General features: G+C 64.4%; 19 protein-coding genes and 1 tRNA gene. 13 read left to right on the top strand and 7 right to left on the bottom strand.

Annotated features, from left to right (window positions below; translation table 11 throughout):
- Nucleotides 1-3: 3 nt before the first annotated feature.
- Nucleotides 4-2,037: a YgiQ family radical SAM protein gene (locus DPM33_RS06250; protein ID WP_112096526.1), complete on the bottom strand. Its 2,034-nt coding sequence runs from the start codon at nucleotides 2,035-2,037 to the stop codon at nucleotides 4-6.
- A gap of 174 nt (nucleotides 2,038-2,211) precedes the next feature.
- Nucleotides 2,212-2,301 (bottom strand) — tRNA-Ser (locus tag DPM33_RS06245).
- 310 nt (nucleotides 2,302-2,611) lie between these two features.
- Here DPM33_RS06245 and DPM33_RS06240 point away from each other — a divergent pair.
- The 6 genes from DPM33_RS06240 to DPM33_RS06215 all read left to right on the top strand — a co-directional run bounded on the left by DPM33_RS06240 (nucleotide 2,612) and on the right by DPM33_RS06215 (nucleotide 7,809).
- Entirely contained in the window at nucleotides 2,612-3,352 is a 741-nt protein-coding gene (locus DPM33_RS06240; RefSeq protein ID WP_112096525.1) for a metallophosphoesterase family protein, read from the top strand.
- 17 nt (nucleotides 3,353-3,369) lie between these two features.
- Complete coding sequence (locus DPM33_RS06235; protein WP_245442019.1) at nucleotides 3,370-4,782, top strand: bifunctional serine/threonine-protein kinase/universal stress protein; 1,413 nt, start codon at nucleotides 3,370-3,372, stop codon at nucleotides 4,780-4,782.
- 176 nt (nucleotides 4,783-4,958) lie between these two features.
- The gene (locus DPM33_RS06230; protein ID WP_112096523.1) at nucleotides 4,959-5,654 is read left to right on the top strand and encodes a hypothetical protein; all 696 of its coding nucleotides are present in this window, start codon (nucleotides 4,959-4,961) and stop codon (nucleotides 5,652-5,654) included.
- A gap of 85 nt (nucleotides 5,655-5,739) precedes the next feature.
- Complete coding sequence (locus tag DPM33_RS06225) at nucleotides 5,740-6,066, top strand: hypothetical protein (protein WP_112096522.1); 327 nt, start codon at nucleotides 5,740-5,742, stop codon at nucleotides 6,064-6,066.
- A gap of 203 nt (nucleotides 6,067-6,269) precedes the next feature.
- The gene (locus DPM33_RS06220; RefSeq protein WP_112096521.1) at nucleotides 6,270-7,259 is read left to right on the top strand and encodes a BMP family lipoprotein; all 990 of its coding nucleotides are present in this window, start codon (nucleotides 6,270-6,272) and stop codon (nucleotides 7,257-7,259) included.
- A gap of 67 nt (nucleotides 7,260-7,326) precedes the next feature.
- Complete coding sequence (locus tag DPM33_RS06215) at nucleotides 7,327-7,809, top strand: GNAT family N-acetyltransferase (RefSeq protein ID WP_112096520.1); 483 nt, start codon at nucleotides 7,327-7,329, stop codon at nucleotides 7,807-7,809.
- A 68-nt stretch (nucleotides 7,810-7,877) separates the two neighbouring features.
- Here DPM33_RS06215 and DPM33_RS06210 read toward each other — a convergent pair whose 3' ends face one another.
- Entirely contained in the window at nucleotides 7,878-8,285 is a 408-nt protein-coding gene (locus DPM33_RS06210; protein ID WP_112096519.1) for a hypothetical protein, read from the bottom strand.
- 36 nt (nucleotides 8,286-8,321) lie between these two features.
- Complete coding sequence (locus tag DPM33_RS06205) at nucleotides 8,322-8,531, bottom strand: SlyX family protein (RefSeq protein WP_112096518.1); 210 nt, start codon at nucleotides 8,529-8,531, stop codon at nucleotides 8,322-8,324.
- A gap of 297 nt (nucleotides 8,532-8,828) precedes the next feature.
- Here DPM33_RS06205 and DPM33_RS06195 point away from each other — a divergent pair, with 297 nt between their 5' ends.
- From DPM33_RS06195 to deoA, 6 genes are all read left to right on the top strand, one after another.
- Nucleotides 8,829-10,361 carry an ABC transporter ATP-binding protein gene (locus tag DPM33_RS06195; protein ID WP_112096517.1) on the top strand — a complete coding sequence of 511 codons (1,533 nt, stop codon included), beginning with the start codon at nucleotides 8,829-8,831 and terminating at the stop codon, nucleotides 10,359-10,361.
- Complete coding sequence (locus tag DPM33_RS06190; protein WP_112096516.1) at nucleotides 10,358-11,497, top strand: ABC transporter permease; 1,140 nt, start codon at nucleotides 10,358-10,360, stop codon at nucleotides 11,495-11,497. The genes DPM33_RS06195 and DPM33_RS06190 overlap by 4 nt, the downstream gene beginning before the upstream one ends.
- 1 nt (nucleotide 11,498) lies before the next feature.
- Nucleotides 11,499-12,470 carry an ABC transporter permease gene (locus DPM33_RS06185; protein WP_112096515.1) on the top strand — a complete coding sequence of 324 codons (972 nt, stop codon included), beginning with the start codon at nucleotides 11,499-11,501 and terminating at the stop codon, nucleotides 12,468-12,470.
- A gap of 77 nt (nucleotides 12,471-12,547) precedes the next feature.
- Nucleotides 12,548-12,940: a cytidine deaminase gene (gene cdd / locus DPM33_RS06180; RefSeq protein ID WP_112096514.1), complete on the top strand. Its 393-nt coding sequence runs from the start codon at nucleotides 12,548-12,550 to the stop codon at nucleotides 12,938-12,940.
- Nucleotides 12,937-13,740 (top strand): purine-nucleoside phosphorylase, encoded by an 804-nt coding sequence (locus DPM33_RS06175; RefSeq protein WP_112096513.1) that lies wholly within the window; start codon nucleotides 12,937-12,939, stop codon nucleotides 13,738-13,740. The genes cdd and DPM33_RS06175 overlap by 4 nt, the downstream gene beginning before the upstream one ends.
- Nucleotides 13,740-15,056 carry a thymidine phosphorylase gene (gene deoA / locus DPM33_RS06170; RefSeq protein WP_112096512.1) on the top strand — a complete coding sequence of 439 codons (1,317 nt, stop codon included), beginning with the start codon at nucleotides 13,740-13,742 and terminating at the stop codon, nucleotides 15,054-15,056. Before DPM33_RS06175 ends, deoA begins: the two co-directional genes overlap by 1 nt.
- Before the next feature lie 6 nt (nucleotides 15,057-15,062).
- Here deoA and DPM33_RS06165 read toward each other — a convergent pair whose 3' ends face one another.
- The 3 genes from DPM33_RS06165 to DPM33_RS06150 form a co-directional block, all read right to left on the bottom strand.
- A complete protein-coding gene (locus DPM33_RS06165) occupies nucleotides 15,063-15,629 on the bottom strand; it encodes a TIGR02281 family clan AA aspartic protease (RefSeq protein ID WP_112096511.1) in 567 nt (188 codons plus the stop codon).
- Between the two features lie 107 nt (nucleotides 15,630-15,736).
- Nucleotides 15,737-16,366: a uracil phosphoribosyltransferase gene (gene upp / locus DPM33_RS06160; protein ID WP_112096510.1), complete on the bottom strand. Its 630-nt coding sequence runs from the start codon at nucleotides 16,364-16,366 to the stop codon at nucleotides 15,737-15,739.
- 185 nt (nucleotides 16,367-16,551) lie between these two features.
- Complete coding sequence (locus DPM33_RS06150) at nucleotides 16,552-17,526, bottom strand: adenosine deaminase (protein ID WP_112096738.1); 975 nt, start codon at nucleotides 17,524-17,526, stop codon at nucleotides 16,552-16,554.
- A gap of 168 nt (nucleotides 17,527-17,694) precedes the next feature.
- Between DPM33_RS06150 and ubiE the strand changes: the two genes are divergently transcribed.
- Nucleotides 17,695-18,471, top strand: a complete 777-nt coding sequence (gene ubiE, locus DPM33_RS06145; protein ID WP_112096508.1) for a bifunctional demethylmenaquinone methyltransferase/2-methoxy-6-polyprenyl-1,4-benzoquinol methylase UbiE — start codon at nucleotides 17,695-17,697, stop codon at nucleotides 18,469-18,471.
- Nucleotides 18,472-18,490: the final 19 nt, after the last annotated feature.

Here is an 18,490-nt window from a genome sequence, read left to right as displayed (position 1 = left end):
GGCTCACTTCTTTGGCAGCGGCACGCCCTTGGTGGTGAATCTCTGCCCTCTTCCGATGGGGCGCAACGGGCGCTTCGTGCCGGCAGCCTTGCCGGTTCCGGGCGGTTGGTGGGCAGGCACGAGCTGGTCGGGGCGAGGACCGATAAGGTCGGCGCGACCCATCTCCTTCAAGGCATCGCGCAGCAGCGGCCAGTTGTCGGGGTCGTGGTAGCGCAGGAATGCCTTGTGCAGCCGGCGCTGCCGCCCGCCGCGAACGGTCTCGACCTTGTCGGTCGCGCCGCGCCGCACGCCCTTCAGCGTGTTGACGCCGGTGTGGTACATGGCCGTCGCCGTCGCCATTGGCGAGGGCAGGAAGGTCTGCACCTGGTCGGCGCGGTAGCGGTTCTTCTTCAGCCAGAGCGCCAAATGCAGCATGTCCTCGTCGGTCGTGCCGGGATGGGCGGCGATGAAATACGGAATGAGATAGTATTTCTTGCCGGCTTCCTTGGCGGCTGCGTCGAACATCTCCTTGAAGCGGTCATAGGTGCCGATGCCGGGCTTCATCATCTTGTCGAGCGGCCCGCGCTCGGTGTGCTCGGGCGCGATCTTGAGGTAGCCGCCGACGTGGTGGGTCACCAGTTCCTTGACATATTCGGGGCTTTTGACGGCCAGGTCGTAACGCACGCCGGAGGCGACCATGACCTTCTTGACGCCCTTGACCTCGCGCACCTTGCGGTAGAGCCGGATCAGGTCGTCATGCGAGGTGTTGAGGTTGGGGCAGATGTCGGGGAACACGCAAGACGGCAGGCGGCAGGCCGCCTCGATCTTCGGGTCCTTGCAGGCCATCCGGTACATGTTGGCGGTCGGCCCGCCGATATCGGAGATGACGCCGGTGAAGCCCGGGGTCTTGTCGCGGATCTTCTCGATCTCGCGCAGGATCGAGCCCTCGGAGCGGTTCTGGATGATGCGGCCTTCATGCTCGGTGATCGAGCAGAAGGTGCAGCCGCCGAAGCAGCCGCGCATCACCGTCACCGAAAACTTGATCATGTCCCAGGCGGGGATCTTGGCATCGCCATAGGACGGGTGCGGCGCGCGCGCGTAAGGCAGGTCGTAGACGGCGTCCATCTCGTCGGAAGTCAGCGGGATGGGCGGCGGATTGAGCCACAGGTCGCGGTCGCCATGGCGCTGGACGAGCGCGCGGGCATTGCCGGGGTTGGCCTCGCGGTGCAGCACGCGCGAGGCGCGGGCATAGGCGTCGCGATCGCCCTCGACCTGTTCGAAGGATGGCAGCCGGATCACGGTGTCGCCGGGCTTGCGGGTCGCGCCCTCGTCGGCGGAATCGAGATCGTCGGCATGCAGTTCCGTGAAATGCTCGGGCACGCGGCGGAACAGGGCGACGCCCCTGATGGAGTCGAGATCGCGTGGCGTGTCGCCGGCGGCAAGCCGGTTCGCCACCTCGACGACGGCGCGCTCGGCATTGCCGTAGATCAGAAGGTCGGCCTTGGCGTCGGCCAGGATCGAACGGCGCACCTTGTCGGACCAGTAGTCGTAATGGGCGATGCGGCGCAAAGAGGCTTCGATGCCGCCCAGCACTACCGGCACGTCCTTGTAGGCCTCGCGGCAGCGCTGCGTATAGACGATCGTGCAGCGGTCCGGCCGCTTGCCGCCCTCGCCGCCCGCCGTGTAGGCGTCGTCATGGCGCAGCTTGCGGTCCGAGGTGTAGCGGTTGACCATGGAATCGAGGTTGCCCCCGGTGATGCCGAAGAACAGTCTCGGCCTGCCCAGCGCCTTGAACGGCTCCGCCGACTGCCAGTCGGGCTGCGAGATGATGCCGACCCGAAAACCCTGGGATTCGAGCAGGCGGCCGATGATCGCCATGCCGAAGCTCGGATGATCGACATAGGCGTCGCCTGTCACCAGCACGATGTCGCATTCATTCCAGCCGAGCGCCACCATCTCGGCGCTGCTCATCGGCAGGAACGGTGCCGCCCGTCCGGCATGAGGCCCGCGGACGGAGAGCGGAGTTATGTTTTTCTGGGCGCTGGTCAGGGTTTCCATCGTCTCGACCTATAGGACGCCGCCAAAGCGAATTCAATGAACCTCGATTTGGGGCGACTTCGCTGCTTCGCAGCCTTCAGACGTTCGAGTGACTCCATCGCTTGACGGGTCCAACGGTGGGGCTGAGGCTCTGACAAGGTAAGTGTCTGATTTATTTGCTGCTTAATGCGCAAATGGCGGAGAGAGCGGGATTCGAACCCGCGTTACGGTTTCCCGTAAACACACTTTCCAGGCGTGCGCCTTCAACCACTCGGCCACCTCTCCGTCCTTAGCATCTCGCGCGGCCGGTTTCGCCGCGCGGGTTGGGTAGATGCTCCCATGGGAAATCCTCGACGGATCATCTGGTTGCCTTCAACCGGCGGGCAACCTTTCCCGGCACCGCTAGCCGTCCAGGCAAACAGGCGCGGGGCTCATCTAGTCGATCCGAAAGCGAATGCCAAGCCATATCGGCGTAGCGGCGATTTTTGCGGTCCGTCGTCGCCCGCCTGCCGGTTCATGCACAGCCCTTGAGCCGGATCAAATGCTATGCAGCCGGCCGCCTGCTATGGTGCGCCGCTGCCGGGACAAAAGTCGAATGCGCGTCGCGATCCTGTCTGACATCCATGCCAACCGCGAGGCGCTCGACGCGGTCCTCGGGGTCGTTCGGACGCAGGCGCCGGACCAACTGGTTTTGCTTGGCGACCTGGTCGGCTACGGGCCTGATCCCGCCTATGTGGTCGAGAAGGCCGCCGATCTGGTGGAAGGCGGCGCGTCCTGCATCACGGGCAACCATGACGAAGCGGTGGTAGCTGGCCGGACCGACATGACCGAGAACGCGCGGGCCGCCATGGAGTGGACCCGCAAACGCCTTGTGGCGGCGCATTTCGATTTCCTTGCGCATCTGCCGCTTTCGTTCCGGTCCGAGGATCGGCTCTATGTCCACGCCAGCGCGGAACGACCGGAGAAATGGCTATATGTGCGCGATGCCGAAGCGGCGGAACGCTGTCTGTCCTCGAGCGACGCCCGCTTCATCTTCTGTGGCCATACCCACATCCCGGCCATCTACTACGCCTTGCCCGAAAGGCGGCCGATCCATTTTTCGCCGCTGGGCAACGTGGCTGCGCCCTTGTCGGAACTGCGGCGGCATCTGGTCGTCGTTGGAGCCGTCGGTCAACCGCGCGACGGCAACCCTGCCGCCTGTTTTGCGCTTCTCGACACCGACCGGCATGAGGTGACGATGGTTCGCGTTCCCTATGACCACGCAGAGACCACCCGCAAGATCGAGGCGGCAGGCCTGCCTGCATGGCTTGGCATGCGTTTGAAGATTGGCCGCTAGTTTTCCGGGGAGGATCGATGGAGAGGTTCGAAGCAGGGGTAAGCATCGACGGTTTCGAACTCGTCGAAAAGCTTCCGTCCGGCGGCATGGCGGCGCTCTGGCGCGCGAAAAATCCGAAGTTCGATTTTCCGCTTCTGTTGAAGATCCCTTTTTTGGACCCGGGAGGGGACGTCTCGGTCATTCTCGGATTCGAGGCCGAGGAACTGATCCTCAAACGACTGTCGGGTCCGCATGTGCCGAGATTCGCGGCATCCGGCGGCCTGGCGAAAGTCCCGTTCATAGCCATGGAATTCGTCGCCGGGTCTGGCTTGTCGGACGGGGCCGGCCGCGCGCCGCTGCCGCCGGACCAGGTGGTAAGGATCGGTGCCGAGATCGCAACGGCGCTCGCGGCCCTACACCGCCAGAAGGTCATCCATCTCGATCTCAAGCCGGAAAACGTTATCCTGGCCGAACGCGGCGCGGTGCTTTTGGACTTCGGCCTCTCGCGCCATGCCGAGCTTCCAGACCTTCTCGGCGAGGAGAGTTCCGTGCCGATGGGTACCCCGGCCTATATCGCGCCCGAACAGGTGCTGGGCGAGAGGTCCGATCCCGCGAGCGACCTGTTTGCGCTGGGCTGCATCCTCTATCAACTCGTCACCGGGGAGGAGCCATTCGGACGCCCCGCCACGCTCGCCGGCATGAAGCGCAGGCTCTACCACGCGCCCAAGCCGCCGCGAGATATCGACAAGACCATTCCTCGGTGGCTGGAAGCCATCATCCTGCGCTGCATGGAAGTCGACAGATCCAAGCGGTATGGCGAGGCGGCGCACGTTCTCTCCGATCTCAGGAACCCGGACCAGGTCGTGGTTGCCAGGCGGCGCGCGCCGTCGGACGCGGGGGCCTGGGGCGCAATCAGGAATTTCCTGCGTAGGCCGGATGAGAAATCGCTCGTGGGGAAGGCTGCAAACTCGGGCTCGAAGGCCGGACCGCCGATCGTCCTCGCCGCGGTCGACCTCGCCAACGGAAGCGATGCGCTGGCGGGCGAGGTTCTCAGCGAAACGGCGCGTGTCCTCGCGGCGCGCGAGGATTCCCGGCTGGCTTGCGTGACGGTGCTGAAGACCGAGATCATCGCCGAAACGCCGAGCGTCGATGAATCGGGGCGCCTGGTCTATCTGCAGCGGCTGGTCGCGTTGAAGGACTGGGCGCGTCCGCTGCATCTGCCCGAAGATCGCATAAGCTATCACGCGCTCGAAGCCGTCAGCCCCGCCGATGCGATCCTCAGTTACGCCGAACGCAACGACGTCGGCCATATCGTCGTCGGTGCCCGATCATCTTCGGCAATTCGCCGGCATCTTGGCAGCGTTTCGACCAAGGTCGTGGCGCGAGCCCTTTGTTCTGTATCCGTCGTCCGGCTGAAAGTGGTCGAGGAGCAAATGCGCGAGTCGCCCTGATATCGTCGGCTCCCGAAAGGTCGCCGGTGCTTGACTTCGGCCGTGGCTGCCTGTGGACTGCCCTTGGAGCGCTTCGACTTTCGACGGATCGCTCCAGGCACTTGGTTTCAGGCGATATCGCGCGGGAACGGTCCCTGCGAGATTGCCTTGGGCTTTGCGAGGGGCACCGTCCTGAGATGGCATCGATCGATCAGCAACCCGCGGGCCGACCGGATGGCGGGCTTTCCTTCGTTCCGGTGGGCTGGCTCGTCATCGTCATGGGGCTGGCGGCTTACGGGCTGTTCTCGAACTGGCGGCTGATCGGCGACTTCAGCCTGCCGGATAACCTCCTCTTCCTGATCTATGGCGGACTGACAGGCGGCGTCATCACCATCCTGTGGGGGCTTCACCTGCTTGGCCTCGCCTTCAACCGCTCGGCGCGTTTCCCACGCCATTACACGATCTGGCAAGTCGCCGTCATCATCTGGCTGGTCGTGCGCGAGGCCTATGTGTTTTACGGCTTGGCGTTCTCGCTCGAGGCGCTGGGCTTCACCGTCGCCGAGATCGCCATCGGCCTGCTCTGCATCTACCTCCTGCGCAACAGCGGCGGCGCCGAGACGGTCTACGCCAATCCGGAGACCGAACGGCCGTCGGTCTTCGTCTCGATCCTTGCCGCGCTGCTCGGCATCGTCATCGGCGGCGCGATCGGTGCTTGCGCCGGATTCTTCGCCGGCTCGCTGATCGCGGACCTGACCCATATGAGCTGTTTCGAGGGCGCCTGCGGATTCTTCGCGGCTTTCATCGGCCTGGGTGGCCTGGTCGTCGGAGCGATCGCCGGCGGCATTTTCGCCGTCTGGCGCGTCAACCGGCGCCGGCCGGCACCGGCCCGCTGATTTCACGGGATCGCGATTGCGCGGGACCTGTGCAGGCTCTATGTCGGTTGCGGGATAGACGGGAGCTTTCCCGGGGAGAGAGTCGATGCTGCGTTTCATCTTTCGGCTGGCAGCCATGGTTGCGCTGTCGATTGCCGTCATCATGGCGGTGATAGACACGACACGCTCGGTGGCAGGCTCGTCGCTGGTGATGACACCGCTCAACGCAAGCTGGCTGGCGGTCTCGCCGGACACACGCGCGGCTTTCGAGACCTTCGTGCGCGCCAAGGCAAGCCCGCTGGTGTGGGACGGCATCGTTGCCTGGGTGCTTGCGCAGCCCGGTTTCGCGGTGTTCGCGGTGTTTGCCTTCCTGCTCTACGCCATCGGCTACCGGCGCAAGCGCCGCGGCGCGGAATTCGCCCCAAGCCCCTGAAGCCGCCGGGAAGAGGCGCGGCGGATCGCCGGTAACCGCTTTTTCCAACAGGTCAAAATTCCACGTGAATTTTGTTTCGCGCCGTGCCAGATTGACCGCGAGCGGGAGGGCAAGACACTTCCTGCCTGGCGTCGCAAGCCTGCCGGAGAACCGGGCAGATAGGCGGCGCACAACGGAAAAATAACCGACAGGGTGTGGATCACATGAAACGTATCGTCCTCGGCCTTCTGGCCGCAACCGCAATGGTTCTTCCGGCTTTCGCCGCGGATGTGCAGCCGGCCATCCTCTACGATCTGGGCGGCAAGTTCGACAAATCCTTCAACGAGGCCGCCTATCACGGCGCCGAGAAATTCAAGACCGAAACCGGCGTTGCTTACGTCGAGTTCGAAGTCTCCAACGCCTCGCAGCGCGAGCAGGCGTTGCGCCGCTTCGCCGAGGACGGCCGCAACCCGATCGTGATGGCGGGGTTTGCCTGGGAGGACGCCCTGAAAGCGGTCGCGAAAGATTATCCCGACCTGAATTTCGCCATCATCGACGATGCCGTCGACCTGCCCAATGTCCGCTCGCTGGTGTTCAAGGAGAACGAAGGCTCCTACCTCGTCGGCATCCTGGCGGCGATGGCGTCGAAGTCGAAGAAGGTCGGCTTCGTCGGCGGCATGGACATCCCGCTGATCCGCAAGTTCGAATGCGGCTATGTCGGCGGCGCCAAGTCGGCCGGTGCGACCGACGTCATCCAGAACATGACCGGCGACACACCGGCAGCCTGGAACGACCCGGCCAAGGGCGGCGAGATCGCCAAGACGCAGATCGACCAGGGCGCTGACGTGGTCTACGCGGCGGCCGGCGGCACCGGCGTCGGCGTGCTGCAGGCCGCGGCGGATGCCGGCAAGCTCGGCGTCGGCGTCGATTCCAACCAGAACGGCCTGCAGCCCGGCAAGGTGCTGACCTCGATGCTGAAGCGCGTCGACGTCGCCGTCTACAACGCCTTCACGGACGGCAAGAACGGCACCTTCAAGGGTGGCGTCCAAAATCTCGGCCTCAAGGAAGGCGGCGTCGACTACGCCATGGACGACAACAACAAGGCGCTGGTGACCGACGAGATGAAAGCGGCGGTCGAAAAGGCCAAGGCCGACATCATCTCCGGCAAGGTCCAGGTGCACGACTACACCACCGACAACGCCTGCCCCTATTGATCGGCAGCTGAGTTGAGGTTTGAACCGCCGGGCCAACGCCCGGCGGTTTCGTTTTGGAGAGGGTGCGATGCGACCGACAATCGAAGCCATGGCTGAAGGCGATGTCGAGGCGATCGCGCGGCTTCGGATCGAGGCCTTCTTTGAAGGCGCCGGGCGGACGCTCGGCGAAGACGTTGCCGGGCTGCGCGGGCTGATCGCCGGCGACGGCTTCGAGGCGGCCTTCGTCGCGCGAGATCGGGGCAGGCCGATCGGAAGCTGCCTGCTCGTCCGCAACGAAATCGACTCACCGCACGATCTGGCGCCATGGCTGGCCGGGCTGGTCGTCGCGGAAGACCATCGCGGCGACGGGGTCGGCAAGGCGCTGGTCGGAACCGTCGAGGCCCATGCCGCGTCGGCCGGGATAGGCAAGCTCTATCTCTACACCTGGCAAGCGCGCGGCTTTTACGAAGCGCTCGGCTGGTCCGCGATCGAAACTTTCGAGCAGGACGGCGCGCCGATGCTTCTGATGTCGCGTGACCTAGGGCATTTCACCGTTTCACGGAAACGGTGAAACGCCCTATCTCCTTGTTTTTACGCAATTCCGGACGGAAAACCGCTCACACTTTTCCTGGAATTGCTCTATAGCGTGCCGGCAAGATAGCCGAGCGCGAAGGCGGCGATCAGCGCAAGCGCCATGACGACGCGAAGCCTGCCGCCAAGCGAATGCAGGCCGACGCCATAGGGCCTGCGCTCGAGCCGGTGGATGATCACCGGCGGCGGCTCGGCCTCGGCGGCGGCAATTCCGGCCAGGCGCGTCTGCATCTGCGGCAATGCGGCGAGGCGGTGCGCGACCAGCTCCCAGCGATCGTCGCGCCCTTCGGGCGCCGCGCGATCGAGGGCGCGCAAGCGCTCGGCCAGCCGCAGCACGGTGTCGCGAAAGGCGGGATCGACCTCGAGGTCGCGCTCGGCGCGGGCGCGTTCCCGGTCGTTCATCAGGCCGAAGACGTAGTCGCCGGCCCGGGCGACACGGTCGCTTTCACTGGACATGGCCGTCTTTCCCCATGCTCCTCACCCCCATGCTTCTCACCAATGCGGCGGCTTGGTCACCGGCACATCGGGGGCGGTCTGCTCCTCCAATTCCAGGAACCGGTCGGTCAGGGCGGCGAGCTTGCGCTCCATGCGCTCGATCACCTTCCACTGTTCGGCGATCTGGCCGGACAGTTCCTCGATCGTCTTTTCCTGCTCGGCGGCGCGGATTTCCAGCGTCGTCAACCGGTCGGCGGGCGTGTTCATCCGAGGGCTCGCTCCCAGCGCCATGCTGCGAATTGCAGCATCGCCATATTAATGCATGTCGCCCAAAAGTGCGCAGCGGTTTTGGGACAACGGTGTTCATAAAAACAACAACCTAAAACGCCTCACATGGGGCCGTTCAGGCGCGACGCGCTTTAGCGAATGTGAGGCTCCCGGCCACGTTCGAAATTGACAAGCGTGCGGGGATTTGTCGAGAGTGAAGGGCCGATTGGCATAGGCGGGGGCATCATGCTAGGCATTTTGACCAAGCGATAAAAAATAACAGTGGGAACAGGCTGCATGGCGCAAGCCGCAATCGAGCTCATAGGCATCAACAAGAGCTTTGGCGCCGTTCGCGCCAACCGTGACATCAACCTGGAAGTCGCGCGTGGCACCATCCACGGGATTGTCGGCGAGAACGGCGCCGGCAAGTCGACGCTGATGTCGATCCTCTACGGCTTCTACCAGGCCGACAGCGGCGAAATCCGCGTCGGCGGCAAGCCTGTGTCGATCCACACCTCCAACGACGCCATCGCGCTCGGCATCGGCATGGTGCACCAGCATTTCATGCTGGTCGACAATTTCACGGTGCTGGAAAACGTCATCCTCGGCGCCGAAAACGACGCGCTGTTGAAGAGCAGTATCGCCAAGGCGCGCTCGGAGCTCGACCGGCTGGAGCGCGAATACGGCCTCGAGGTCGATCCCGACGCCCTCATCGAGGAGCTGCCGGTTGGCCTGCAGCAGCGCGTCGAAATCCTCAAGGCGCTCTATCGCGGCGCCGAGATCCTGATCCTCGACGAGCCGACGGGCGTTCTGACGCCGGCCGAGGCGGACCACCTCTTCCGCATCCTCAAGCAATTGAAGGACCAGGGAAAAACGATCGTCCTGATCACGCACAAGCTGCGCGAGATCATGGCCATCACGGACACGGTTTCGGTGATGCGCCAGGGCACGATGGTGGCCACCAGGACGACGAAGGAAACCACGGTCGGCGAATTGGCCGAATTGATGGTCGGCCGGCGCGTGTTGCTCAGGGTCGAGAAGGGCGAGTCGGAAGCCGGCGCGATAAAACTCTCGGTCAAGAACCTGACGGTCAAGGATTCCCGCGGCGTCACCATGGTCGACGACGTCTCCTTCGACGTGCGCGGCGGCGAGATCGTCGGTATCGCCGGCGTTGCCGGCAACGGCCAGTCCGAGCTGCTGGAAGCGATCTCGGGCATCAGGCACGCGGTGTCCGGCGAGGTGACGCTGGACGGCAAGCCGATCGATCTCACCGGCAAGGCCGATCCCGGCGAATTGCGCGACCGGGGTCTCGCCCATGTGCCCGAGGACCGCCACCATGTCGGGCTGGTGCTTGCCTTCGAGGAGAACGAGAATTCGATCCTCGGCTATCACGACGACGAGCGCTATCTGAAGGGACCGTTTCTCGACGTTGACGCCATCATGGCCGACGCGAAGGACAAGATCGAGAAATACGACATCCGTCCGGGCAATCCGCGTTTGAAGACCGCCAATTTCTCCGGCGGCAACCAGCAGAAGATCGTGCTGGCCAGGGAAATGGAGCAGGACCCAGGCGTGCTGATCGTCGGCCAGCCGACGCGTGGCGTCGATGTCGGCGCCATCGAATTCATCCACAAGCGGCTGATCGCCATGCGCGACCAGGGCAAGGCCGTCCTGGTGGTGTCGGTCGAGCTCGACGAGATCCGCTCGCTCTCCGACCGCATCCTGGTGATGTTTGCCGGCCGTGTCGTCGGCGAGCGCGGGCCGGAGGCGACCGAAGGCGAGCTTGGCCTCTTGATGGCCGGTGTCGAGCACCAGGAGGCCGCCGAATGAGCACGCCTTACGCAAAGTTGCCGGCCTGGGCCGATTATGGGTTGATTCCGTTGATCAACCTCTCCGTGGCCTTCATCGTCGCCGGCCTCGTGGTCGTGCTGGTCGGCGAGAACCCGTTTCGCGCCGCCGTCATTCTGGTCGAAGGCGCCTTCGGCAAAGGGACAGGCATAGCGTTCACGCTGTTCTACGCCACGACCTTCATCTTCACCGGCCTGTCCGTGGCGGTGGCGGCGCATTGCAGCCTGTTCAACATCGGCACCGAAGGCCAGGCCTATATTGGCGGCCTCGGCATCGCGCTCGTCTGCCTGAGCCTGGACAGCACGCTGCCCTGGTGGCTGCTGTTCCCGCTTGCCATCGTCGCCTCGGCCGCGTTCGGCGCGCTCTGGGGTTTCATTCCCGCCTATCTGCAGGCCAAGCGCGGCTCGCACATCGTCATCACCACCATCATGTTCAATTTCATCGCCGCCTCGACGATGGTCTATCTGCTGGTCGGCCTGCTGAAGCCGCTCGGCTCACAGGCGCCGCAGACGCGCAATTTCGTCGGCGGTGCGGAATTGCCGAAGCTCAACTGGGTGATCGAACTGTTCGGCGCCAAGATCCGCTCGGCGCCGCTCAACATCTGCTTCCTGCTTGCGCTGGTCATGGCCTTTTTGGTCTGGCTTTTGATCTGGCGCACCAGGCTCGGCTACGAGATGCGCACCTATGGCCACAGCCCGAAAGCGGCGCGCTATGCCGGCATTTCGGAAACGCGCATCGTGCTGACCGCCATGATGATCTCGGGCGCGCTGGCCGGCATGATGGCGCTCAACCCGGTGATGGGCGACCAGCACAATGTCGCGATCGATTTCGTTTCCGGCGCCGGCTATGTCGGCATCGCCGTGGCGCTGATGGGCCGGCTGCATCCGGTCGGCATCGTGCTCGCGGCGATCCTGTTCGGCATGCTCTACCAGGGCGGCGCCGAGCTTTCCTTCGAGATGCCGTCGATCACCCGCGACATGATCGTCATCATCCAGGGTCTGGTCATCCTGTTCGCCGGCGCGCTGGAGCACATGTTCCGGCCCTATATCCAGGCGATTTTCGCCTCGTTCAGCCCCAAATCGGTCGGCATCGAAGCAATCAAGGGAAAGGGCGCCTGAGATGGATATCTTCATCGCCATCGTCCAGATCCTCGACTCCACCATCCGCCTGTCGGTGCCGTTGCTGCTCGCTTGCCTTGCCGGCCTCTATTCGGAGCGCGCCGGCGTGTTCGACATCGGGCTGGAAGGCAAGATGCTGGTCGGCGCCTTCGCCGGCGCCTCGGCTGCCGCGGTCTTTCATTCGGCCCTCATCGGCCTCGGCATGGCGATCCTGATGTCGGTCGCTTTCGCCATGGTGCACGGCTTCGCCTCGATCACGCATCGCGGCAACCAGATCGTTTCCGGCGTGGCGATCAATTTCATCGCCGCCGGCTCGACCATCATGCTCGGCCAGGCCTGGTTCCAGCAGGGCGGGCGCACGCCGGCGCTGCAGCCGGGCGAACGGTTCGAGGCGATCATCTGGCCCGGCGCCGACGCGGTCAGGGATGTGCCGATCATCGGCCCGGTCTATTCCGAGCTGATCTCCGGCCATTCCATTCTGGTCTATATCGCCTTCCTGATGGTGCCGTTCACCTGGTGGGTGCTCTATCGCACCCGCTTCGGCTTGCGGATGCGCGCCGTCGGCGAAAATCCGGCCGCCGTCGACACCGCCGGCATCTCGGTGGCCTGGTTGCGCTATCGCGCGCTGATCTGCACCGGCATCCTCACCGGCATTGCCGGCGCCTACCTGTCGATGGTGCAAAATGGCGGCTTCGTGAAGGACATGACGGCAGGCAAGGGCTATATCGCGCTGGCGGCGCTGATCTTCGCCAAATGGAGGCCGGTCAACGCCATGTTCGCCTGCCTCTTGTTCGGCTTCCTCGACGCGGCGTCCATCCGACTGCAGGGCTCGCCGCTGCCGATCATCGGCAAGGTGCCGGCGCAATTCATGCAGGCGCTGCCCTATGTGCTGACCGTCATCCTGCTCGCGGGCTTCATCGGCAAAGCCATTCCGCCGCGTGCCGGTGGCGTGCCTTACGTCAAGGAACGCTGAGGTCGGACAGAACCGGGGCGGGATTTTCGTCCGGCGGCGACCGGCATTTGAACAAGATCGTGGGAGAGAACTACCGGATGTCGCATGATCTGTTCGAGGCGGCGAAGACGGCGATGGCCAAGGCCTATGCGCCCTATTCGAAATTCCCCGTGGGTGCGGCACTTCGCACCGATGACGGGCGCGTCTTCACCGGCGCCAACGTCGAGGTGGCGTCTTATCCGGAAGGCTGGTGCGCCGAAACGACGGCGCTCGCTCACTATGTCATGGGCGGCGGCGGTCGGATCGTGGAGATCGCGGTGATTGCCGAACGCATGGCCAAATGCTCGCCTTGCGGCGGTTGCCGGCAGCGGCTGGCGGAATTCTGCCGGCCGGACACCAAGCTTTATCTCTGCGACAACACCGGGGTTGCAGAGACCGTGACCATGGGCGACATGCTGCCTTACGGCTTCAGAGGCGATAGCTTGAAATGATGGAAGCATTGGATCATCTGGTCGAGAAGCTGGACGGGCTGGCACCCACGGCGGCACTCGTGCTGGGCTCGGGCCTCGGCGGGCTGGTCGACCAGGTCAAGGACGCCAGGCGCATCTCCTACGCCGAGTTGCCTGGCTTTCCACGCAGCGGCGTTTCCGGCCATGCCGGCGAGGTCGTCGCCGGGCATTTCGCCGGCACGCCAGTGCTCATGCTGTCCGGTCGCGCGCATTATTACGAGCACGGCAATGCCGCCGCGATGCGTCCGGCACTCGAGGTGCTTGCCGGCATCGGCATCTCGCACCTGATCCTGACCAATGCCGCCGGCTCGGTCGATCCTGAAATGGGACCGGGCTCGGTGATGCTGATCACCGACCACATCAATTTCTCCGGGTCCAACCCGCTGATCGGCGAACCGAGCGACCGCCGCTTCGTCGGTCTCACCGAGGCCTATGATGCCGGCCTGCGCGGCGCGATCGAGAAGGCTGCGAAGTCGACCGGCACGGCGCTGCACCAGGGTGTCTATATGTGGTTCTCCGGACCATGCTTCGAGACGCCGGCCGAAATCCGCATGGCGCGCGTCATGGGTGCCAATGCGGTCGGCATGTCGACGGTGCCCGAAGTCATTCTCGCCCGCTTCCTCGGGCTCAAGGTCGCCGCCTGCTCGGTCATCACCAACCTGGCGGCCGGAATGACGGGAGCAGAGCTTTCGCACCAGGAAACCAAGGACATGGCGCCGATCGGCGGCGCGCGGCTGGCGACGATCCTGCGGCGCGTCTTCCAGGACGGCTTGCCCGACTGATGCTGCCGCAGGAGATCATCCGCCGCAAGCGCGACGGCCACAGGCTCTCGACCGACGAGATCGCGGGTTTCGTCAAAGGGCTGACCGCCGGCACCATCTCCGAGGGCCAGGTCGGCGCTTTCGCCATGGCCGTGTTCCTGAACGGCATGAGCCGCGAGGAAGCGGTGGCGCTGACGATCGCCATGCGAGATTCCGGCGACGTGCTCGACTGGTCCGATCTGCCGGGGCCAGTCACCGACAAGCATTCGACCGGCGGCGTCGGCGACAATGTCTCGCTCATGCTGGCGCCGATCGTCGCCGCCTGCGGCGCCTATGTGCCGATGATCTCGGGCCGCGGCCTCGGCCATACCGGCGGCACGCTGGACAAAATGGATGCCATCCCCGGCTACACCAGCCAGCCGGACGTGGCGCTTTTCCGCAAGACGGTGCTCGAAACCGGCTGCGCCATCATCGGCCAGACCGCCGATCTGGCGCCGGCCGACCGCAGGCTCTACGCGATCCGCGACGTGACCGGCTCGGTCGAATCGATACCGCTGATCACCGCCTCGATCCTGTCGAAGAAGCTTGCCGCCGGACTCGGCTCGCTGGTGCTCGACGTCAAGGTCGGCAACGGCGCCTTCATGGAAAAGTCGCGCGACGCGGTCGCCCTGGCGAACAGCCTTGTCGAGGTCGCCAACGGCGCCGGCTTGAACGCGTCGGCGCTGGTGACGGGCATGAACGAGCCGCTGGCCTCCGCCGCCGGCAACGCGGTCGAGGTGAAGAAAGCCGTCGATTTCCTTACCGGCCGCTATCGCGACCGCCGGCTGGAGGATGTGACGCTGGCGCTGGCCGCCGAGATGCTGCAGTCGGCGGGACTGGTCTCGTCCAACCAGGACGGTATCAGGCGCGCCACCGAGGCGCTTGGCGGCGGCCGGGCCGCGGCCGTCTTCGCGCGGATGGTGTCCGCACTCGGCGGTCCTGGCGATTTCACCGAGAACCCGGAGAAGTATTTGCCGACGGCGCCGGTCGAACTGGCCGTCAAAGCGGGACAGGACGGGTTCGTGACCGGTATTGCCACGCGCGATATCGGGCTTGCCGTCGTGACGCTGGGCGGCGGGCGTTCCCATCCGGACGACAAGATCGATCATGCCGTCGGATTGACCCGGCTGTTGCCGGTCGGCGCGGAGGCGCGCTCCGGCGAGCCGCTGGCGGTGGTGCATGCCCGCACCGACGCGGAGGCCGAAGCGGCTGCCGCCGCCGTGCGTGCCGCCTATGCGATCGGGGTTTCCAAGCCGCCCGCCGAGAAGACCGTGCTCAGGCGGATACTGGCTCGCTGATCGGACTTACTGCACGAGCAGCAGCGCGCCGTCCTGGACCTGGTATTTCTGCAGCCGCTGCAGGAAGCTCATGCCGATCAGGTTGGTCTGTAGCGCCCTGTCGTCGAGCACCATCGCCTGGACGTTGTCGACGGAGATCTTGCCGATCTGCAGATGGTCGAGCGACACCACGGCGGCCTTGATGGCGCCGTTGGCGGTGTTCACCTGATGATTGAAATCGGATGGGTTGAGCGATATGCCGATCCTGCGCGCCGTCGAGGTGTTGATGGCGACCAGCGTGGCGCCGGTGTCGATCATGCCGTCGATCTGGCGGCCGTTAAGCTTGAACTGTGATGTGAAGTGGCCGCGCTCGTCCGCATCGACCAGCACCTGGCGGCCGAGCGGCAACGGCGCCGCCAGCTTGTCCGGAACCGAAGCGAGATTGACTTGCGGCACAGCCTCCGGCGTTGCCGGCTGCGGGGCGACGGTTGACCTCAGCAGGCCGTCCACCAGATGCGGATTCGCCTGATAAAGGATCGGAATCGAAGCCGAGGTTCCGGCAAAGATGCCAAGGATGAGAAGCTTGCGCAGCATGGATGACGCCCCTTCGCGAAGCTGCATCCTTATGTCGATATGGTGTTTGCGACTTTAACGCGTGTCGGAACCGCACCTTTGCGTAAACAGGCGGTAAAGAAGGCCGCTCACTTTGTCCCGTACATGCGGTCGCCGGCGTCGCCGAGGCCAGGCATGATATAGCCCTTGTCGTTCAACTGGCGGTCGATCGAGGCGGTGAAGATCGGCACATCCGGATGCGCCTTGGTGAAACGCTCGATGCCTTCCGGGGCGGCAAGCAGGCAGAGGAAGCGGATGTTGGTGGCGCCGCGGCCTTTCAGCTTGTCGATCGCGGCGATCGCCGAATTGGCGGTTGCAAGCATCGGGTCGACGACGATCACCAGGCGGTCGGCAAGATCGCTGGGCGCCTTGAAGAAATATTCGACCGCTTCCAGCGTGTCGTGGTCGCGGTAGAGGCCGATATGGGCGACGCGCGCCGCGGGCACCAGGTCGAGCAGACCCTCGAGCAGGCCGTTGCCGGCGCGCAGCACCGAAGCGAAGACCAGTTTCTTGCCTTCCAGCGTCGGCGCCTCCATCTCCTCGATCGGCGTCTCGATCATGGTCGTGGTCAGCTCGAGGTTGCGGGTCACCTCATAGCCAAGCAGCAGCGAGATCTCGCGCAGCAGCCGCCGGAAGCCGGCCGTCGAGGTCTCCTTCTTGCGCATGATGGTCAGCTTGTGCTGGACAAGCGGGTGGTCGACGACGGTCACGCCCTGCATGGTCTGCTCCAGTGAGTGGTGAATAGTGAATAGTGAATAGTGAGCGGGTTTGCGAGTCCTGATGGGCCGGTGATCACCATTGACAGGCCGAGCGCGCCGGCAAACCATTCACCATTCACCATTCACCATTCACCATTCACCATTCACCATTCACCATTCACCATTCACCATTCACCATTCACCATTCACCGGCCGCCGCCATTTACGCGGGCAAGCAGGGCCGTCTTGGTCTTCTTGTCGACGAAGGCCGCCTCGATGGCGGTTCTGGTGATGCCGGCCAATGCCTTGTCGTTCATCGCGAAATGCTCGGTCGCGATATCGTATTCCCGTTTTAAGGAGGTCCAGAAATAGGGCGGGTCGTCGGAGTTGAGTGTCACCTTGCAGCCGGCGGCGCGCAGCGCCGGAAAAGGATGGTCGGCGAAGCTGTCGAACACTTTCAGCGCAATGTTGGAGCCCGGGCAGCATTCCAGCACCACGCCCTGGTCGGCGATGCGGCGGACGAGGTCGGGGTTCTCGATGGCGCGGACGCCGTGGCCGATGCGGGAGGGGCGGATGTGGTCGAGAGCCGCCTTGACACTTTCCCAGCCCATCAGTTCGCCGGCATGGATGGTGATACCGAGGCCCGCCTCGCGCGCGATCTCGAAGGCGCGGACATAATCCTCGAAGTCACCGATGCGCTCGTCGCCGGCGACGCCGAAGCCGGTCACCAGAGGATGGCCGCAGCGGGCCGCGAAGCGCGCCGCCTGCTCGATCGCCTCGACCCCGACATGGCGCACGCCGGTGACGATCATGCGGCCCTCGATGCCGGTCTTGGCCTTGGCGCGGGCCATGCCCTCGCCAAGCGCATCCGTATAGGCTTTCGGCGAGAGGCCGGCCTTTGTCGCATGGTCCGGCGACGTGAAGACCTCGGAATAGATGGCGCCATCGCGGGCTAGGCTGGTCAGGTAATAGTCGGCGAGGCGGGCATAGTCCTCCTCGGTGCGAAACAGGTCGGAAGCGAAATCGTAGGCGGCAAGAAACGAGGTGAAATCGTGCCAGACGAAGGAGCCGTCCTGGATGTAGGGCGAGGGGTCCTTGCCGTATTTGCGGGCCTGGCTGACGACGAGCTCGGGCGCTGCCGCCCCTTCGATGTGGCAGTGCAATTCGGCCTTCAAAATCATGCGGTCATCCCGTCCGGTATGCTGCTCGCGCACAGATTCTGGCCGGAAAATCATGCGAATCCTTTCCCGGCCGGGTTTTGAAAGCGCGGCCGAAAACCGCGCCTTGGACAATAGCGTCGGCACCATCGATCGGCTATGGTCCCGCCGGTTTTATGACGGATCAAAATAATGTCAGTTGAGAGAACCACGGCCGCGGGCGGCATGGAAACCTCCTATGGTTTCAGGAAGGTCGAGGAAGGCGAGAAGCAGCCTCTCGTCAACGACGTCTTCCATAAGGTGGCCAATCGATACGACCTCATGAACGATCTGATGTCGGCCGGGTTGCATCGGTTGTGGAAGGACGCGATGGTCGCCTGGCTGAACCCGCCGAAACGGCCGGGCTGGAAAGTGCTCGACGTCGCCGGCGGCACCGGCGATATCGCCTTCCGCATCGTCGAGGCCAGCCAGCGCCAGGCCCATGCCACGGTGCTCGACATCAACGGCTCGATGCTGGCCGTCGGCCGCGAGCGCGCCGAGAAGCTGGGCCTTGCGGCAAACACCGACTTCGTCGAGGCCAATGCCGAGGCCCTGCCTTTCGCGGACGACACCTTCGATGCCTATACGATCGCGTTCGGCATCCGCAACGTGCCGCGAATCGAGGTCGCCCTTGCCGAAGCCTACCGTGTGCTGAAGCGGGGCGGGCGATTGCTCTGCCTCGAATTCTCCGAGGTCGAGATGCCGCTGCTCGACAAGGTCTATGAGGCCTGGTCGTTCAACGCGATCCCCAAGATCGGCAAGGCGGTCACCGGCGATGGCGAGCCCTATTCCTATCTCGTCGAATCCATCCGCAAGTTCCCCAACCAGCGGAATTTCGCGGCCATGATCAGCCGCGCAGGCTTCGACCGCGTGACTTTCCGCAACTATTCGGGCGGCATCGCCGCCCTTCATTCCGGCTGGAAGCTTTGAGGCGGGATCCTTTGAAGCA

It is taken from the genome of Mesorhizobium hawassense, assembly GCF_003289945.1.
Lineage (GTDB): Bacteria > Pseudomonadota > Alphaproteobacteria > Rhizobiales > Rhizobiaceae > Mesorhizobium > Mesorhizobium hawassense.
The sequence above is the reverse complement of the archived record's forward strand: the minus strand, read 5'-3'. Positions and strand labels throughout refer to the sequence as shown.

What these genes read in the sequence shown, in the direction of transcription:
- upp (WP_112096510.1), bottom strand. Translation starts at nt 16,366, where the DNA reads ATGCAGGGCGTGACCGTCGTCGACCACCCGCTTGTCCAGCACAAGCTG.
- DPM33_RS06195 (WP_112096517.1), top strand. Translation starts at nt 8,829, where the DNA reads ATGGCGCAAGCCGCAATCGAGCTCATAGGCATCAACAAGAGCTTTGGC.
- DPM33_RS06205 (WP_112096518.1), bottom strand. Translation starts at nt 8,531, where the DNA reads ATGAACACGCCCGCCGACCGGTTGACGACGCTGGAAATCCGCGCCGCC.
- DPM33_RS06250 (WP_112096526.1), bottom strand. Translation starts at nt 2,037, where the DNA reads ATGGAAACCCTGACCAGCGCCCAGAAAAACATAACTCCGCTCTCCGTC.
- DPM33_RS06210 (WP_112096519.1), bottom strand. Translation starts at nt 8,285, where the DNA reads ATGTCCAGTGAAAGCGACCGTGTCGCCCGGGCCGGCGACTACGTCTTC.
- DPM33_RS06165 (WP_112096511.1), bottom strand. Translation starts at nt 15,629, where the DNA reads ATGCTGCGCAAGCTTCTCATCCTTGGCATCTTTGCCGGAACCTCGGCT.
- DPM33_RS06175 (WP_112096513.1), top strand. Translation starts at nt 12,937, where the DNA reads ATGATGGAAGCATTGGATCATCTGGTCGAGAAGCTGGACGGGCTGGCA.
- DPM33_RS06220 (WP_112096521.1), top strand. Translation starts at nt 6,270, where the DNA reads ATGAAACGTATCGTCCTCGGCCTTCTGGCCGCAACCGCAATGGTTCTT.
- cdd (WP_112096514.1), top strand. Translation starts at nt 12,548, where the DNA reads ATGTCGCATGATCTGTTCGAGGCGGCGAAGACGGCGATGGCCAAGGCC.
- deoA (WP_112096512.1), top strand. Translation starts at nt 13,740, where the DNA reads ATGCTGCCGCAGGAGATCATCCGCCGCAAGCGCGACGGCCACAGGCTC.
- DPM33_RS06215 (WP_112096520.1), top strand. Translation starts at nt 7,327, where the DNA reads ATGCGACCGACAATCGAAGCCATGGCTGAAGGCGATGTCGAGGCGATC.
- ubiE (WP_112096508.1), top strand. Translation starts at nt 17,695, where the DNA reads ATGTCAGTTGAGAGAACCACGGCCGCGGGCGGCATGGAAACCTCCTAT.
- DPM33_RS06225 (WP_112096522.1), top strand. Translation starts at nt 5,740, where the DNA reads ATGCTGCGTTTCATCTTTCGGCTGGCAGCCATGGTTGCGCTGTCGATT.
- DPM33_RS06230 (WP_112096523.1), top strand. Translation starts at nt 4,959, where the DNA reads ATGGCATCGATCGATCAGCAACCCGCGGGCCGACCGGATGGCGGGCTT.
- DPM33_RS06150 (WP_112096738.1), bottom strand. Translation starts at nt 17,526, where the DNA reads ATGATTTTGAAGGCCGAATTGCACTGCCACATCGAAGGGGCGGCAGCG.
- DPM33_RS06235 (WP_245442019.1), top strand. Translation starts at nt 3,370, where the DNA reads ATGGAGAGGTTCGAAGCAGGGGTAAGCATCGACGGTTTCGAACTCGTC.
- DPM33_RS06185 (WP_112096515.1), top strand. Translation starts at nt 11,499, where the DNA reads ATGGATATCTTCATCGCCATCGTCCAGATCCTCGACTCCACCATCCGC.
- DPM33_RS06190 (WP_112096516.1), top strand. Translation starts at nt 10,358, where the DNA reads ATGAGCACGCCTTACGCAAAGTTGCCGGCCTGGGCCGATTATGGGTTG.
- DPM33_RS06240 (WP_112096525.1), top strand. Translation starts at nt 2,612, where the DNA reads ATGCGCGTCGCGATCCTGTCTGACATCCATGCCAACCGCGAGGCGCTC.